Source organism: Gluconobacter sp. R75690, assembly GCF_015244525.1.
Taxonomy (GTDB): domain Bacteria; phylum Pseudomonadota; class Alphaproteobacteria; order Acetobacterales; family Acetobacteraceae; genus Gluconobacter; species Gluconobacter potus.
Genome location: NZ_JABCQB010000001.1, coordinates 437,397 through 453,011, shown reverse-complemented (window position 1 = coordinate 453,011; position 15,615 = coordinate 437,397). Strand labels below are relative to the sequence as shown.

Below are 15,615 nucleotides of genomic sequence, written 5' to 3'. Positions count from 1 at the left end.
TCAACCCCCGTCAATCAGTAAATTACGCCCCCGGAAAGTTCGCACAAAAAAAGCCCCCGACCACACGGGCCGGGGGCTCTTCAGGACCCCGAAAGGTCCAGGCCGTTTTTCAGACTGACAGGCTCAGAAGTTCAGACCGGCCTGCAGGAAGAAATAACGTCCCTGATAGAAGCTGCCATAGGTCGCGCCGGCGCTGTTATCCACGCCACTGGCCACGAAAGGAGGCTTCTTGTTGGTGATGTTGTTGATGCCGCTCTCGAAGTTCCACTTCTTCCAGCGATAGGCCAGCGTCAGATCCTGTTCAATCATCATCGGCGTCTTGTAACGGCCAGCCGTCGTGGAGTTCAAGAACTCGGACTGATCGTTCCAGCGCATACCGCCGATGAACTGCACCATATAGGTCGCCGTGAAGGCACCATGGGTCCAGCCGAATGTCGCATAGTCACGAACGCGCGGAATACCATAGGACGCATTGGCGTTGTTCGGACCACCGGCATACAGCAGCGCACCAGTGTAATTGGTGAACGCGCCACCCGGAACCAGCTGCTGCGTGTAGTTCAGCAGGTACTGGAAGTTGTTGGACACCGACAGGACGTCGTGACGAGCCACACGGATACGATAGTCGAAGTCGAAGTCCACACCGCTCTCATGCAGGGCACCCGTGTTCTGGTCCGTTGCTGAAACCGTGTTGATCTGGCCGTTGGACAGACGGTTCACGAGGTTGCACAGCGAGGCGTTGGTCCCGGTGTAGCAGCCATCCAGGATGTACTGCGTCGGAAGCGCACTGATCGTGTGGTTGACCGAGTAGTGCCAGAACTCACCCGAGATGGAGAGGTTCGGAATCCAGCGCGGCGTGATGATCGTACCGAACGTATAGGTCCGGCCCACTTCCGGCGCGAGATGTGCGTTACCGCCACCCAGCGTCGGAACCTGACCGGTGCCGGACTGATGGAACGTGGACGAGTTGATACCCTGCTTGGCACAGGTCGCAGCCACCGTTGCAGCAGCACCGCCATAGGTACCGACCTGAGCCGCATCGCACGGATCATTGGCAAGGTTGTAGCTCAGCGACTGGCCGCCATACAGCTCATAGACGTTCGGCTGACGATAGGACGTACCGATCGTACCGCGGAAACGGATGTCCTGCGTCGGAGCCCAGTTGATGGACGCCTTCCAGTTCTTTGCCGTATCCGACGTCGTGCTGTAACCGGACGCACGCCCCTGCACGTCAACCGTCAGATCCTTCGCAAGGAAGACGTTCTTCAGCAGCGTCGCCTTGGCTTCCGCATAACCTTCCGTCACGTCGAAGCCGCCGCTGGTCGGCAGAACCGTGTTGGTCAGGCTCTGGCCGCTGCTGATCAGTTCGTCAGGCGTGTTGGTCAGCTGCTCGCCACGATGCTCGAAACCCACCGCAATACCCAGATCGCCGCCGCCCTTCCAGGGCATCGTCGTCACGTGGTTGTTGTTGATGCGCAGGTTCCAGTCACGAAGCTGGTAATGCGAATGCGTGTTCGTATTGTAGTTGACGTAGGACGCTGCCTGACTGCCCATCGTCCCGAACGGATTGCTGCACCCGAAAGACGGGCAGACCGACGGGTTGTAGACCAGGGCACTCGTCGAGCTGGACGGGTCAACCTGCTGCAGACCATAGGCATTCAGCAGGTTCGTGTACGAACCCACGTTCTCCAGGTGATCCGTCGACATGTTGGAGCCATAGGTATACGACAGGTCGTAATCCCAGCCATAAGCAATGGCGCCGTTGATCCCCACCTTGGCCGTGACCGTATCGGTCGCATTCTCGTCGCGACGATCCCCAAGCTCCGTCAGACGCTTGGTAATGTCGACATCCTGACCGAAGGGATTGTTCGGATCGTTCGCCGGCACCGTCAGAACGGACGGCAGGGTGCTGGGAGGCACGGAACCGTCAAACGGCTCGGCCGCCATGTAGCTGGAGCTGGTCCGATGCGAGTACATCACATTGGAATACAGGTTGGCATGCCGGTTGAACTCGTAGTGGAAATCACCCGAGAGGCTGGCATCCTGAAGCTGGTTGATCAGGCTCTGGTGACGACCGTAATCATAACGGTTGTTCGTGCCCCAGTCGCTGACAGTCTTGCCGTCCGGTGCAACGGCAGCATTCAGCCCCGATGCGCTCTGGACATGCGTATAGTTGGAATAACCGGACCCGAAGGTCTCTCCACCCGAACCCACGGGGTTATCCGTCAGCTGCACCGGATTGGCCCAGCTGCGGTTACGCTGCAGGACGCCGCCCTGCGTCATGTACTGACCGAACAGCGTCAGGTTGCCCTTGTCATGATCGAAGTTCCAGCCCTTGTAGGCGGAAATCATGCCCGTATCGTTGTCGCCCTGCCCGGTGATGCCACCACGGATCGTGATGTTTCCGTCCGACAGATCATGACGCATCTTGATGTTGATGACGCCCGAGACGGCATCGGCACCGTAAAGCTCGGAACCGCCATCCTTCAGGATTTCGACGCTGGCAATCTGCTGGATCGGCAGCGCGTTCAGATCGATGCAGTTCGTCTGCCCGTTCAGCGTGGCGCGCTTGCCATCGATCAGGACGAGAACGCGGTTCGATCCCAGGTTACGGATGTCGGTGCAGGACGCACCACCCGTACCATTGGTTTCCGAGTTGTTCGTGCCCGTTCCGCCGATGGACGGAATACGTGCGAAGAAGTCGCTGAGCGTCGTGGCGCCCGTCTGCTGGATCTGCTTCGCCGTCACGATCTGGACGGGGTTGGCGTTCTGGTTGTTCGAGGAGGCCAGAGCCGATCCCGTAACAACCATGCGCTCGGTCCCACCCGAGACACCCTGCGATTCAAGCAGTGCGGCACGACGGCGGCTGGAGTAAGCCGGCGCGGTCGTGGCGACAGGAACGGCGACGGACGATGTGGTGGCAGGAGCCGCGACAGCGGCGGTCGTGCCCTTGGTAGCAGTCGTCGGAGTGGAAGCCTTGTGATGCACAACCTTGTGGGAACGGTGTTCCGGCTGCGTCGTGGAATCAGCGAAAGCCGTCCCGGACAGGGTCCCAACCCCGAGAATTGATGCACACAGCAACAAATGGCGACGAGATGTGTTCATCAAAGAACAAGATCCTTCAAAAGAATGATGGACCCTCTCTAAAGATGTCAGAGCGTTACTGTCACGAAAAATACATACCTGCCATGCTTTTACGGGGCACTTGAATGCAACATGTGTTCTCCACGCAACAGTTATACCCCGGCCCCGTTTTTTCGTTATCTTTCAGCAACTAAATAGGCAAAGAAAAAGCCTCTGACCCGCAGGCCAGAGGCTTTTTTGCAACATCTGGGGGCCCTCCCGGCCCCTTCCTTGGAAGGGACAGGAAAGGGACCGGACTTCGATCAGAAGTCCATGTCACCCATGCCGCCCATGCCACCCGGAGCGCCGGCCGGAGCCTTCTTCTCAGGACGCTCGGCAACCATGGCTTCCGTCGTGATCAGCAGACCGCCAACCGAAGCGGCGTCCTGCAGGGCCGTACGCACAACCTTGGTCGGATCGATGATACCGGCCGCAACCAGGTCCTTGTACTCACCCTTCTGGGCGTCGAAACCGAAGACATAGCCGTCGTTCTCAAGCACCTTGCCTGCGATGACCGCACCGTCTTCACCGGCGTTGAACGCGATCTGGCGCAGCGGAGCCTGCAGGGCCTTGCGGACGATCTCGCCACCAACGCGCTGGTCGTCGTTGTCGAAGGTCAGACCCTTCAGAGCGGAGGATGCGCGGGCCAGAGCCGTGCCACCACCCGGAACGATGCCTTCTTCAACGGCAGCGCGGGTTGCGTGCAGGGCATCGTCAACGCGATCCTTGCGCTCCTTCACCTCGACCTCGGTGCTGCCACCGACGCGGATGACGGCAACGCCACCAGCCAGCTTTGCCAGACGCTCCTGGAGCTTCTCGCGGTCGTAGTCAGACGTCGTTTCCTCGATCTGCGCACGGATCTGGTTACAACGGCCCTTGATGTCGTCGCTGTTGCCAGCGCCTTCGACGATCGTGGTGTTTTCCTTCTCGATGTGGATCTTCTTGGCGCGACCCAGCATTTCGAGCGTGACGGATTCCAGCTTGATCCCGATGTCTTCGGAGATCACCTGGCCGCCCGTCAGGATGGCGATGTCTTCCAGCATGGCCTTGCGACGGTCACCGAAGCCCGGAGCCTTGACGGCAGCGATCTTCAGACCGCCACGCAGCTTGTTCACGACCAGCGTGGCCAGTGCTTCGCCATCGACGTCTTCGGCAATGATCACCAGCGGACGGCCGGACTGAACAACGCTCTCGAGAAGCGGCAGCATCGGCTGAAGCGAGGAGAGCTTCTTTTCGTGGATCAGGATGTACGGGTTGTCGAGGTCAGCCGTCATCTTCTCCGGATTCGTCACGAAGTACGGGGAAATGTAGCCACGATCGAACTGCATGCCCTCGACAACGTCGAGCTCAGTGTGCAGGCCCTTGGCCTCTTCCACCGTGATGACACCTTCAGAACCGACCTTCTGCATCGCAGAAGCGATCATCTCTCCGATTTCGGTCTCGCCGTTAGCGGAAATCGTTCCGACCTGCGCGATCTCTTCCGGAGACGTGATCTTCTTCGTGTTGTTCTTCAGCTCTTCAACGACGACGCCGACAGCCTTGTCGATGCCGCGCTTGAGATCCATCGGGTTCATGCCAGCAGCAACAGCCTTGGCACCCTCACGGATGATGGCCTGGGCCAGCACGGTTGCAGTCGTGGTGCCGTCGCCTGCGATGTCGTTCGTCTTGGACGCGACTTCACGGACCATCTGGGCGCCCATGTTCTCGAACTTGTCAGCCAGTTCGATTTCCTTGGCAACCGACACACCGTCCTTGGTGATGCGCGGTGCGCCAAAGCTCTTGTCGAGAACAACGTTACGACCCTTCGGGCCCAGCGTCACCTTGACGGCATTTGCGAGGATATCAACGCCACGCAGCATACGCTCGCGGGCATCAGCGCCGAACTTTACGTCCTTGGCAGCCATAATTCTTACTCCTGAATGAGGTTCTTACGAGAGGAAACGGGGACGGCTGATCAGCCGATCACACCCATGATGTCGCTCTCTTTCATGATCAGCAGCTCTTCGCCGTCGATCTTGACCTCGGTGCCGGACCACTTGCCGAACAGCACCTTGTCACCGGCCTTGACGTCCAGAGCCACGATCTGGCCCTGCTCGTTGCGGGCACCCGGGCCGACAGAAACGACTTCGCCTTCGGTCGGCTTGTCCTTGGCGGTGTCAGGAATGATGATGCCGCCAGCGGTCTTCTCTTCGCCCGTCAGGCGACGGACCACCACGCGGTCATGAAGGGGACGAAACTTCGTCATGGATCGCTCCATTTATGGCCACACCCTTGTACAAAGCAGCGTGACCGGGTTGCTGCACTCAATGACTGCAGTGCATTTTGGCACTCTCACATGGAGAGTGCCAAAGACATAGTCGCCCCCACCCTCGGCGTCAAGGATTCTCGCTTTCGTCCGAAGAGGCTCCGGAAGAAAGTCTGCGCCCGTCCAAAAGCGCCTGCACCCGCTGTTTCTCAAGCGTTTCAGCCAGTTTCTGCCCCCTGGTCCGGCCATGCAGACGGCGGTTCGCATCGGCAACCTTCGCATCCTCTACGCTCTTGCGGCGTTTGCGTTCCCGACGGAGATTGATGACGTCGCTCATGGCTCATGGCCTTCCGGGCATTACAAGACTGGACACACAGACATGAAACACACTCCCTCGGACAAGAAAAACCCTGTTTCCGGCACGGAGGGTCACCTGACCAGCCTGACCGCATCCGATGGCCACAGCTTCAAGGCCTGGGAAACCGGCTCCGCGGAGTCGCCCTTTGCCGTCATCGTCGTGCAGGAAATTTTTGGCCTCACCACCCATATCCGCAATGTCTGCAATGACTTCGCGGCCGAAGGCTTCCATGTCCTGGCTCCGGCCGTCTTCGACCGCGTCAAACCCGACGTCATTCTGGAATACACGCAGGCCGGCGTGACCGAAGGTCTCGAACTGCGCAGCCAGATCCCGTCCGAAAAGACCCTCGCCGACATCGCCGCCTGCGCAAAAGCCCTACGCGACGCCGGCCATAAGAAAGTCGGCATCATCGGCTTCTGCTGGGGCGGTCTCCTCGCCTGGCTCACCGCCACCCGCACGCATGACGTGGACGCAGCCGTAAGCTGGTATGGCGGCAGCATCGGCAACCATGTCGAAACAGCACCGCACTGCCCGGTCGAACTGCATTTCGGCGGCGAGGATTCCTCCATCCCTCACACCGAAATCCAGAAAATCCGCGACGCCCGCCCCGAAGTCGAGGAATACGTCTACGATGACGCCGGTCACGGCTTCGGCTGCCCCGAGCGCCCGAGCTTCAACCGCGATGCCCGTGACCTCGCATGGTCCCGCAGCGTCGATTTCCTGAAAACCAATCTCGCACGGGACTGAAGCACACCCTCAGTACCATCGCCGGGAGCCGGCATCTCAAAGCGGTGACACAGACAGTCGCAAAACCGTGGAAGAGGTCTATAATAACGGCAATCCCGGCACACCCGGCGCCGGATCAGACAGGAGTTTCAAGATGAGCACCAATCCGCTCAAAGACGATCCCAGACGCGACGCCGCAATCCGCCACGAAGCGCGCCTCCTGTGGGAAGCCGACGGCAAACCGGCCTGTGGTCCCGAAGGCTATATCGAAAAGGCCACCGACCTGATCGCCATCAAGGGCGTCCCGCAGGGCACCCCGGTCAAGGATCTACCGCCGCCGGAACTCGACGGCGTGGAAATCGACGATGCCCGTGCAGGCATTGATGTCGATGCAGACCCGAACCACAACTTCGACTGATCCCGTCAGCCGATCACGGTTCCAGCCGCGCCCGCATCACGCCGGCGCGGCATCCGCATGGCCTCAGCCCTGCTTCAGAACACGCCCTGCAACGGCATCAAGCTTGGCCACCAGCTTCGGATCACGAGCAGCCGGTGCCGTAATGATCGCATGATCCAGAGCCCGCTCGGCGCTCGCATCCACCGGACGCTTCTTCCCCAGCACCGGAATGACCGCCTTCACCAGGCGGCGCGCATTATCCGCATTCCCCTTCATGACCTTCACGACAGCCTCGACCGTCACACTGTCATGGTCGGAGTGCCAGCAGTCGAAATCCGTGACCATCGCAACGGTCGCGTAGTTCATCTCCGCTTCACGTGCGAGCTTGGCTTCCGGCATGTTGGTCATACCCACAACCGAACAGCCCCAGGACCGGTACAGCTCGCTCTCGGCGCGCGTTGAGAACTGCGGACCTTCCATCACCAGATACGTCCCGCCCCGCGTGAACGGAATCCCAAGCGCAGCCGCCTCGCCCTGCACCACATCCAACACACGCGCCGAAACCGGGTCCGCCATGCCAACATGCGCCACGCAGCCGGTGTCGAAAAAGCTCTTCTCACGCGCGAAGCTGCGGTCGATGAACTGGTCCACCAGCACGAAATGCCCCGGCGGCAGTTCTTCCTTGAGCGACCCCACAGCCGAAAGCGACAGGATATCCGTCACACCGGCCCGCTTGAGCGCATCGATATTGGCGCGGAAATTCAGACGCGACGGCGGAATGGGATGCCCCCGCCCGTGACGCGGCAGGAACACGCACTGCACACCCTCGAACGTGCCGAACAGCAGTTCGTCCGACGGCTCGCCCCAGGGCGTTTCCACCCGGCGCCATTCCTTGTTCTCGAGTCCGTCAATGTCATACAGCCCCGAGCCACCGATCACACCGATGACGGGCTGGATTTCCTGTTCCGAAGACATGTCTGTTCCTGATTTCTGGTTGATCCGCTCGCCCGTTCTGGACCACGAGACGGCCCGACACGCAAGTCTTGCAACCCGCAGGCAGCGTGTTGCAGCATTCAGAGAAACTTTTTCACAAAACGCTGCCGTTTTTACGAAATGAAAACGTCTTTGCGCCATCGTCCCGCCACGGATCACCGGCAGGCATGCATCAGCCAACTGTTCGGCGACGGCGCGATTTGCTAGGACACTGCGCGTAACGAAGTTTTGTCCTGTATAGACGGGGGAAGAAAACATGGACCAGATCAGCCCCGGTTTCACCGAAACCGTTCGTCCAGACGTGCCTCACGACGCCCTCAAGCAGGACGCCAAAGCCTGGTTCGAAACCCTCCGCGACCGCATCTGCTCGTCCTACGAAAAACTCGAAGACGAAGCAGCCGAAGGCGGTTCGCAGGTCCTGCGTGACCGCACGGCCCCCGGCCGTTTCGAGCGCACTGCCTGGAGCCGCCCCGAAGGGGGCGCCGGCGTGATGTCCGTCATGCGCGGCCGCGTCTTCGAGAAGGTCGGCGTCAACGTCTCGACCGTCTGGGGCGAGTTCTCCCCCGAGTTCCGCAAGAACATCCCCGGCGCTGACGAAGACCCGCGCTTCTTTGCAACCGGCGTCTCCCTCGTCGCCCATCCGTGCAACCCGCATGTGAGTGCTGCGCATTTCAACACGCGCATGATCATCACGACGAAAGGCTGGTTCGGTGGCGGCGGCGACATCACCCCGATGTTCCCCGAAAGTGCGGAAGCCCAGTCGGACGCCGCCTATTTCCACAAGGCTTTCGAAGACGCCTGCAACCGCCACGACCCGGAGCATTATCCCCGCTTCAAGGAATGGTGTGACCGCTACTTCCACCTGCACCACCGCAACGAACCGCGCGGCCTCGGCGGCATCTTCTACGACCAGTTCTATACCGGTGACGTCGCTCTGGACTTCGCCTTCACCAAAGACGTCGGCATGGCCTTCCACGACGCCTACCCAGCCGTCGTCCGCCGCCGCATGTTCACCCCCTGGACCGAAGCCGACCGCGATGCCCAGCTCATCCGCCGCGGCCGCTACGTCGAGTTCAACCTGCTGCACGACCGCGGCACGCTGTTCGGCCTCAAGACAGGCGGCAACACCGAAGCCATCCTGATGAGCATGCCGCCGGAAGTCCGCTGGCCGTGAGACTGACCCGACGTGCAGCCCTGAAGGGGCTGGCGGCTCTGACCGGAGCCGCTCCCTTCCTGAAAAACCCGGCCCGCGCTGGCACCCTGACGGATGTCCAGCTCCTTCTGGGCGGCACGCTCGCCTCCACCCCGGGCCAGTTCGCAGAACTCGCAAGCGGCCCCCTGTCCCACGCCCTGGGGCTGGAGACACCTCTTGAACTGACCCCCGACATCGGACAGGACGGCGTCCGCGCCGCCAACCTGTTCGACGCCAACAGCGCGCCTGACGGCAACACCGCCCTGGCCCTGCCCGGCGCCACGCTGCTGGCATCACTGACCGGCGATTCCCGCGTCCATTACGATTTCGGTCGCTGGATTCCCGTCCTCGTAGCCTCAACCACAACCGTCGTCATCGCGCGCGCGGAGCTGCACAAGACCCTGCGCAGCCGCCTGACGGGTTTCTTCCATGACCACCCCGTCCGCCTCGCGGTCTCCCATATCGGTGGCCCGGAACTGAACGCCCTGATGGGTCTGTCACTTCTCGGCCTGCGCCCCATTCCCGTGCCCGGCTATGTCGACTCATCAAATGCCCTGACCGCCCTGCATGAGGGCGCCGTCGATGCGGTCCAGATTTCCCCCTATACGCTCGACCGACCGCTCGATGACGTCCTCGCCAACCTGCCGGAAGGTACGAGCGCGATCTATTACACCGGCGACCTGACCGACACGCATGCGACGACCATTCCCATTTTCATGGAAGCCTACCAGCAGGCCCGGCACCGCCCGCCCGAAGGCCCGTTCTACCACGCCTGGCAGGCCGTCTCCGCCGCCGCAGATACGGCCATGGCCATCGCGCTGCCCATGCTGACCCCACCCGAAATCATCATGCAATGGAGCCACGCCTGCTCGGCGGTCGGGGCGGATGCAGGCGTCCGGCGATGGGCCGACCTGCATCATTTCAAGCTGGCCACAGGCGACAATGCTGCCCCGTTCCTGTCGCGGACGGTCCCGGATCTCGGGGCCACGCTGGCCCTGCGCCGCTGGCTCGCCGTCAACATTCCGCGCTGGCGCGAAGGACAGGAAACCCGTCACATCTGACAGAATCAGCGACGGCGGGTCTTCAGCAGAATGCGAACAGATCCATGATTGGCGGCATGCGGATGCACCACAGCCAGCACCATGGACCGCAGATCCCCCCGTTGAAGCCACATCGGCAGTTCGCGCCGGATCAGCCCGCTGGTCTGCCCGCTCCCCAGCCCCGTCACGACCTCGACACAACGCCAGTTCCGAACCCGTGCACGCTGCATGAAGTCATAAAGCCGCTCGAACGCTTCCTGCACGACATAGCCATGCAGATCAAGCCGAGCATCCACCTTCATCTGCCCGCGTGACAGACGCTTCCAGCTCGTATCATCCAGCCCCGGTGCGCGAACGCCGACAGACAGTTCCGCCGGACGCGGCGCAGGCTTCACAGACGGCACCGAAACAAAGGAACGCCGCGACACCACGGGTGTCGAGCGCGCAACCTCCGGCACAGGCGCAGGCGGCTCGGCCTTCGCCACAGGCATCATGCGACGCGGAGCACGCGGAGACCGCAACGGCTTGATGTCACGGACAACCATCCGCCACAACGTCGCCTCGTCCTCCCTCAGATCCCGCTTCGCCACACCATCCTCGCTTGCTGTCCCACCCGCATTGCCCGCTCGGGAATTCAGGTCCCGAGCATGTAACGGGTTCCAGCGTCATTGAACAATGTTCTTTCGGGATTTCGGCACTCACGCCGCCCTGATACGTTTACTCCCAGGTTCCATTTTCGAGAGAGCAGACCCATGAGCCATCTCACACAGGAAGAACGCGACAGCCTGCCCGACAGCGCCTTCGGCCTCCCCGAAAAACGCGCCTACCCGATCGACACCCGCGCCCGCGCCAGCAACGCCAAGGCCCGCGCCACGCAGGAATACGAGCGAGGCCTCCTCACGTCCGAAGAGCGTGACCGGATCGACAAGGCCGCTGATCGACGTCTCGCACAGGACGACTAAAGCTAGCCGCAATCGCAAATTCACTTGACGTTAAGGGGCATGCCGTCAGTGTCGCTTCCATTCGGCGTTACATGCGCCGGCTTTCGAAGCGAGACTGACAAAGGACTTTCCATGCCCCTGCCTTTCCTGCGCAAGATCCTGCCCCTTCTTGCGAGCACGGCTCTCTGCGTCTCTGGCCTCGCCCACGCTCCCGCAGCACATGCCGCAACCCCGGTCGCTGTCCAGAAGCCCGGAACCATCACCGCTTCGGTCCCTCTCGCCGACGCTCTCGGCCTTCCAGACGCCGGACGCTCCTTGCGCATCACCTATCTTTCGACCAATGGCATCACCGGCAAGGGCCTCGTTCCCGTCACGGCCGAGATCATCCTGCCCGCAGGCCCTGCTCCTCAGGGCGGCTGGCCAATCGTCGCCTGGGCCCACGGCACCGTCGGCGTCGATGACAGCTGCGCCCCGTCCCTCAACCCTGTCAGCGACCGCAACCGCACCTATCTGTCCGCCTGGATGAAGCGCGGCTTCGCCATCGTCGCCACGGACTATCAGGGCCTCGGCACACCCGGCACCCATCCCTATCTGGACACCCGCGTCGAAGCCTACAGCGTCCTCGACAGTGTTCGTGCCGCGCTCGCCAATGTCCCGGACCTGAAAAACCGGATCATGATCGTCGGTCAGTCTCAGGGAGGCGGCGCTGCCGTCGCCACAGCCTCCTACGCACCAGCTTACGCGCCTGAACTGGACATCCGCGGCACCGTCGCCACCGGTGCACCTTATGTAACGTCCGAACTGCTCGGCGGCCTGCTCAAAGCCGCTTCGCAGCCCGGCGTCGGCTACAGCCCGCTGATCAATTACGTCTTCTACCTTGCCGCCGGACTGGAAGGACGCGATCCCCATTTCCGCCCCGAACAGGCCTTCACGTCCAAAGCGCTGCCCGTCTATCGCAACGCTGCGCATGAATGCCTGGCTTCCCTGTCCCATCAGACGCAGGAAGCTGGCCTCACCCTGCAAAACAGTCTCCAGCCAACCTTCCTCAAGGCCATGAGCCCGGCCCTGAAAGCCATGGCGTTCCCAACGCTCAAGCTGGCCCAGCCACTCTTCACCGGCACCGGGACAGAAGACCGCGACGTGCCACCCGCCCTTCAGCTCGGTCTGGTCAAAGCCGCCTGTGCGGCGGGCTCGACCGTTCAGGCCCATCTCTACAAGGGGCTGGACCACAGCCAGGTCGTAAACGGCTCCCTGCCGGACTCCGCCACTTTTATGACAGCCGTCATGACCGGCCAGCCCGTCACCCCGCAATGCAATCCCGTTCCGGAATAAGCCAAAGGAGATAAAGCCTTTCCCTAATCCCCAATCAGGCGTCACGATTGTCAGAAGAGAAAAATTCTACTGACAATCGGAGCCTTCGAACCGGTGAAGCGCATTCTCAAGACAGGGTGCAATCGTCAGACATCCAGCAACATCCCCCGTGTCAGAAAGATAAGCCAGCGCTTCCAGCAGAACTTTCAGGTCACCGGAAAAATCCGGATCTTCCACACGCTTCAGCCGGAACAACTCCCAATCATTGACATGATCCGCATCGCAATGAAGATTCTTCTTCAACTCAGGCGGAACTGCTTTCAGCCATTTTCCATTTACCGGATTCTGAAATCCGACAACATTTTCTTCTTCAAAATTAAGATATGATATGACTCTTGTCTCGCTCAGCTCTTTTTCTATGAAAAAAGGCGGCAAAGAGGAATGATTTGCAAAAATAAATGACTTATTGCCGACTGTAGCCACAAGGACCTCATCATCCCCGGCTTCCTTCATATCTCTCGCAAGAAGGATATTTTCATTACCAACAAAGAAAATATCTCCTCTGTTTTTTCGCCCCAGGAATCCCAGTCCAATTTTTTCCGTTATTGTTTTCCAATACGTATTTGACCCGGCAGCCTGCACCAGAACTTCCGCAAGCGTTGAAGGATCTACTTTATCCTTACTGTATACATAGCGTATCTCGGCATCATGTGCTGCATCCATCAATTCGTATGAACGCGCAATAGGCCGGTCTTCCGGGCAAATGGCTATTCCTTTCGGGGCCCCCGCAAAGATCGACGTATGAAAAGCCGAGCCAATAGGCCCTATGACAATATTCTCATTAAATATCTTGATCTGATCGGCAACAGACAGGTCTTCAGGCCGAACAACCTTTACTCCACGTCCCGAAAATTCGGCACAGAGATCTTCTTCATTACAGGGCAGTCGACTATTGTAGAGAGGGCTGACCCTCGAAAGATATACCATTCCTTTGAAATCAAAGCTGCTTTCCTGAACCGCCTTCAACGACAGTGATTTCAGATATTTTGCATACCCCGTATAGATAAAGCCATCTTCAGAAAACGCCTGCCCAGGTATGGTAATGGAATCAAATCTTAATGGTACACGGGGAATAATAATCTGTTCTTTTCGGACCCCTGCATAACGCAGCAGATCGACCATCCAGGGTCGGGAAAAAATCTCTTCAACGGTCAGGTCACTATGGAAAAGCACCAGTGTTTCCGGTGAGCATTCCCTCGAAAAATACCAGAGCGTGTTCAGGCATTCCGTTATGAAATGGCCGTAATGGTCGCCAATACATCCCCCATACACGACAGGCTGGTTCTGGTAAGAGGCTGCCTCTCCATTTTTCCGCGTCGTCAAGCCCTGTGTTTTCAATACAGGCGGATAACTTGAGAAAAGAGCGTTTCCGAGGATCTGTCGTCCTGTTTCATCAAATAACCCAAAGTCCTTGTCCAGACCGCCTTCGCGTCTCGGAACGTACAGAACATTACGCCGATCAAAAACTTCCGGAAAACCTTCTATAACAGAACCGGAAATATCATATTTAATGCAATCCTTGATATAATCGCTCATATCATACCTATTCTGAAATAGTTTTATTCCAAATCGATAGCGAAGCTGATCTTCACTGTCCATATCGTTTATTAAAACTCATCCAATATGAAACATGCAATTTCAGGTGCGCGAAAAACCACTTGATACAGACAGTTCAGATCATCGGTCCTGTATATATAAAAAAACCGGAGAGGTTTCCCTTCTCCGGTTTTTTACTGGAAAATACTAAAGCGTCAGTTCTTGGAATCAGAACCCGACACCGGAGCCTGCAGCGGCTGGTCAGCCGGCACATCCTTCAGCGGAATACCTTCATACTTGCCAGTCAGCGTCTTGAGGAACGCCACGATATCCGTGACATCCTGATCGGCAATATCCGTATCCGGCGTCTCGTAACGCGCCATCTCCCGCACGACCTGCTCCAGCGTGGTCGCCGAGCCGTCATGCAGCCAAGGGCCTGTCAGCTCGACATTACGCAGGTTCGGAACCTTGAACCGCTCCCGGTCACCTTCCTTGTGCGTCACGGCCATGCGGCCTTCATCGGCATCCGTCAGCTTCGTGTGACGGTTCTCGAAATACGGCCCTTCCAGCCCAAGGATCTCGTAAGCATCGCCACCCACGGCAAGACCACTATGGCAACCCGAGCAGCCGATTTCCTTGAACCGCTCATACCCGCGCTTTTCCTGCGCCGTGATCGCCTTCTCATCGCCCTTCAGATACAGATCAAAGCGGCTGTCCGGGGTGATCAGCGTCTTTTCGTATTCCGCAATCGCCCCCGTGATCGTGTCCTTGTCGATCTGGTCGGAGCCGAAAGCTGCATTGAACTGCTCGGCATAACCCGGCGTGCTGCGAACATGATCGGACACCGTGTTCCAGTCGTGCGAACCCATTTCCAGCGGGTTCATGACCGGACCAGCTGCCTGCTCCGCAAGATCCTTCGCACGACCGTTCCAGAACTGCGCCATACTGAACACGGCATTATAGACGGTCGGCACATTGATCGGCCCCTTCTGACCACCGATCCCCGTCGCCGTCGTCAGGTTATCCACGCCGCCCTTGTTCAGACCATGACAGCTCGCACAGTTGAGCGTGCCATCACCCGACAGCCCCTTGTCGAAGAACAGCGCCCGGCCCAGCTCGGCCTTCTTCCAGTTCACATCGACACTCTCGGGGATCGGCTGGATCGGCTCGCCACGGAACTGCGCCGCCACGCCCGGCGTCGCATAGTAACGCTCACGCTGCTCACGCACCCATTTCAGGATATCCGCACGCTGCTTCTCGTCCAGATGCGCATGCGGATGCATCAGCAGATAAGCTGCTGGCGGCATGCGGTTCTGCGTGATGACTTCCTCGATACGCGAAAGCTGCTCGACGGAAGGCGGCTTGCCGTCCTGCAGGGCCGTCAGAACCGGCGCATATTCGAAATGACGCTGTCCCTGCACCAGATCACGCTTCATGATCTGATTGGCCAGCGGCAGGCTGAAATAGAACGGCAAATTCACATTCTGCGTATGACAGTAATCGCAGCGCACTTCCCGAAGGGCCGCGAACGCCGCCATGGCCGTCGGGTCCTGACGCGTCGGACTGCTGGCGGGCAACTGCGGTGCACCAGCATGATCGAAATGCTCAAGATAGGTGACGGTACCGCCCCAGGCGACAACACCAAGTGCCACCAGACCGGCAATTCCTTTTGTAATCGTGCTGGAACGCACCATTT

14 protein-coding genes are annotated in these 15,615 nt (G+C 59.5%); 6 read left to right on the top strand and 8 right to left on the bottom strand.

Features of this window, described 5'->3' with window-relative positions; genetic code table 11:
- Positions 1-123 precede the first annotated feature (123 nt).
- The 4 genes from HKD27_RS02105 to HKD27_RS02090 all read right to left on the bottom strand — a co-directional run bounded on the left by HKD27_RS02105 (position 124) and on the right by HKD27_RS02090 (position 5,702).
- Complete coding sequence (locus HKD27_RS02105; protein ID WP_194264730.1) at positions 124-3,102, bottom strand: TonB-dependent receptor domain-containing protein; 2,979 nt, start codon at positions 3,100-3,102, stop codon at positions 124-126.
- Between the two features lie 281 nt (positions 3,103-3,383).
- Entirely contained in the window at positions 3,384-5,024 is a 1,641-nt protein-coding gene (groL, locus tag HKD27_RS02100; RefSeq protein ID WP_194688096.1) for a chaperonin GroEL, read from the bottom strand.
- Positions 5,025-5,074: 50 nt separating this feature from the next.
- Positions 5,075-5,365, bottom strand: a complete 291-nt coding sequence (gene groES / locus HKD27_RS02095) for a co-chaperone GroES (RefSeq protein WP_062027127.1) — start codon at positions 5,363-5,365, stop codon at positions 5,075-5,077.
- A gap of 130 nt (positions 5,366-5,495) precedes the next feature.
- A complete protein-coding gene (locus HKD27_RS02090; protein WP_062495645.1) occupies positions 5,496-5,702 on the bottom strand; it encodes a DUF4169 family protein in 207 nt (68 codons plus the stop codon).
- 42 nt (positions 5,703-5,744) lie between these two features.
- On the opposite strand from HKD27_RS02090, the gene HKD27_RS02085 reads away from it, so the two are divergent.
- Positions 5,745-6,470 (top strand): dienelactone hydrolase family protein, encoded by a 726-nt coding sequence (locus tag HKD27_RS02085; protein WP_194688097.1) that lies wholly within the window; start codon positions 5,745-5,747, stop codon positions 6,468-6,470.
- Between the two features lie 133 nt (positions 6,471-6,603).
- Complete coding sequence (locus HKD27_RS02080; protein WP_228120338.1) at positions 6,604-6,867, top strand: hypothetical protein; 264 nt, start codon at positions 6,604-6,606, stop codon at positions 6,865-6,867.
- 63 nt (positions 6,868-6,930) lie between these two features.
- On the opposite strand, the gene HKD27_RS02075 is transcribed toward HKD27_RS02080, so the two are convergent.
- Positions 6,931-7,821 carry an S-methyl-5'-thioadenosine phosphorylase gene (locus HKD27_RS02075; protein ID WP_194688098.1) on the bottom strand — a complete coding sequence of 297 codons (891 nt, stop codon included), beginning with the start codon at positions 7,819-7,821 and terminating at the stop codon, positions 6,931-6,933.
- Positions 7,822-8,095: 274 nt separating this feature from the next.
- On the opposite strand from HKD27_RS02075, the gene hemF reads away from it, so the two are divergent.
- Both hemF and HKD27_RS02065 read left to right on the top strand, forming a co-directional pair.
- A complete protein-coding gene (hemF, locus tag HKD27_RS02070; RefSeq protein WP_194688099.1) occupies positions 8,096-9,013 on the top strand; it encodes an oxygen-dependent coproporphyrinogen oxidase in 918 nt (305 codons plus the stop codon).
- Positions 9,010-10,092 carry a hypothetical protein gene (locus tag HKD27_RS02065; protein ID WP_194688100.1) on the top strand — a complete coding sequence of 361 codons (1,083 nt, stop codon included), beginning with the start codon at positions 9,010-9,012 and terminating at the stop codon, positions 10,090-10,092. Before hemF ends, HKD27_RS02065 begins: the two co-directional genes overlap by 4 nt.
- A gap of 5 nt (positions 10,093-10,097) precedes the next feature.
- On the opposite strand, the gene HKD27_RS02060 is transcribed toward HKD27_RS02065, so the two are convergent.
- Entirely contained in the window at positions 10,098-10,661 is a 564-nt protein-coding gene (locus HKD27_RS02060) for a Smr/MutS family protein (RefSeq protein ID WP_231100555.1), read from the bottom strand.
- Between the two features lie 162 nt (positions 10,662-10,823).
- Here HKD27_RS02060 and HKD27_RS02055 point away from each other — a divergent pair, with 162 nt between their 5' ends.
- Together HKD27_RS02055 and HKD27_RS02050 are read left to right on the top strand one after the other, a co-directional pair.
- Entirely contained in the window at positions 10,824-11,033 is a 210-nt protein-coding gene (locus HKD27_RS02055) for a hypothetical protein (RefSeq protein WP_062495659.1), read from the top strand.
- Between the two features lie 111 nt (positions 11,034-11,144).
- Positions 11,145-12,344, top strand: a complete 1,200-nt coding sequence (locus tag HKD27_RS02050; RefSeq protein ID WP_194688101.1) for a lipase family protein — start codon at positions 11,145-11,147, stop codon at positions 12,342-12,344.
- Between the two features lie 66 nt (positions 12,345-12,410).
- On the opposite strand, the gene HKD27_RS02045 is transcribed toward HKD27_RS02050, so the two are convergent.
- A complete protein-coding gene (locus HKD27_RS02045; protein WP_194688102.1) occupies positions 12,411-13,919 on the bottom strand; it encodes a DUF563 domain-containing protein in 1,509 nt (502 codons plus the stop codon).
- A gap of 215 nt (positions 13,920-14,134) precedes the next feature.
- Entirely contained in the window at positions 14,135-15,613 is a 1,479-nt protein-coding gene (locus HKD27_RS02040; protein WP_194688103.1) for a cytochrome-c peroxidase, read from the bottom strand.
- Positions 15,614-15,615: the final 2 nt, after the last annotated feature.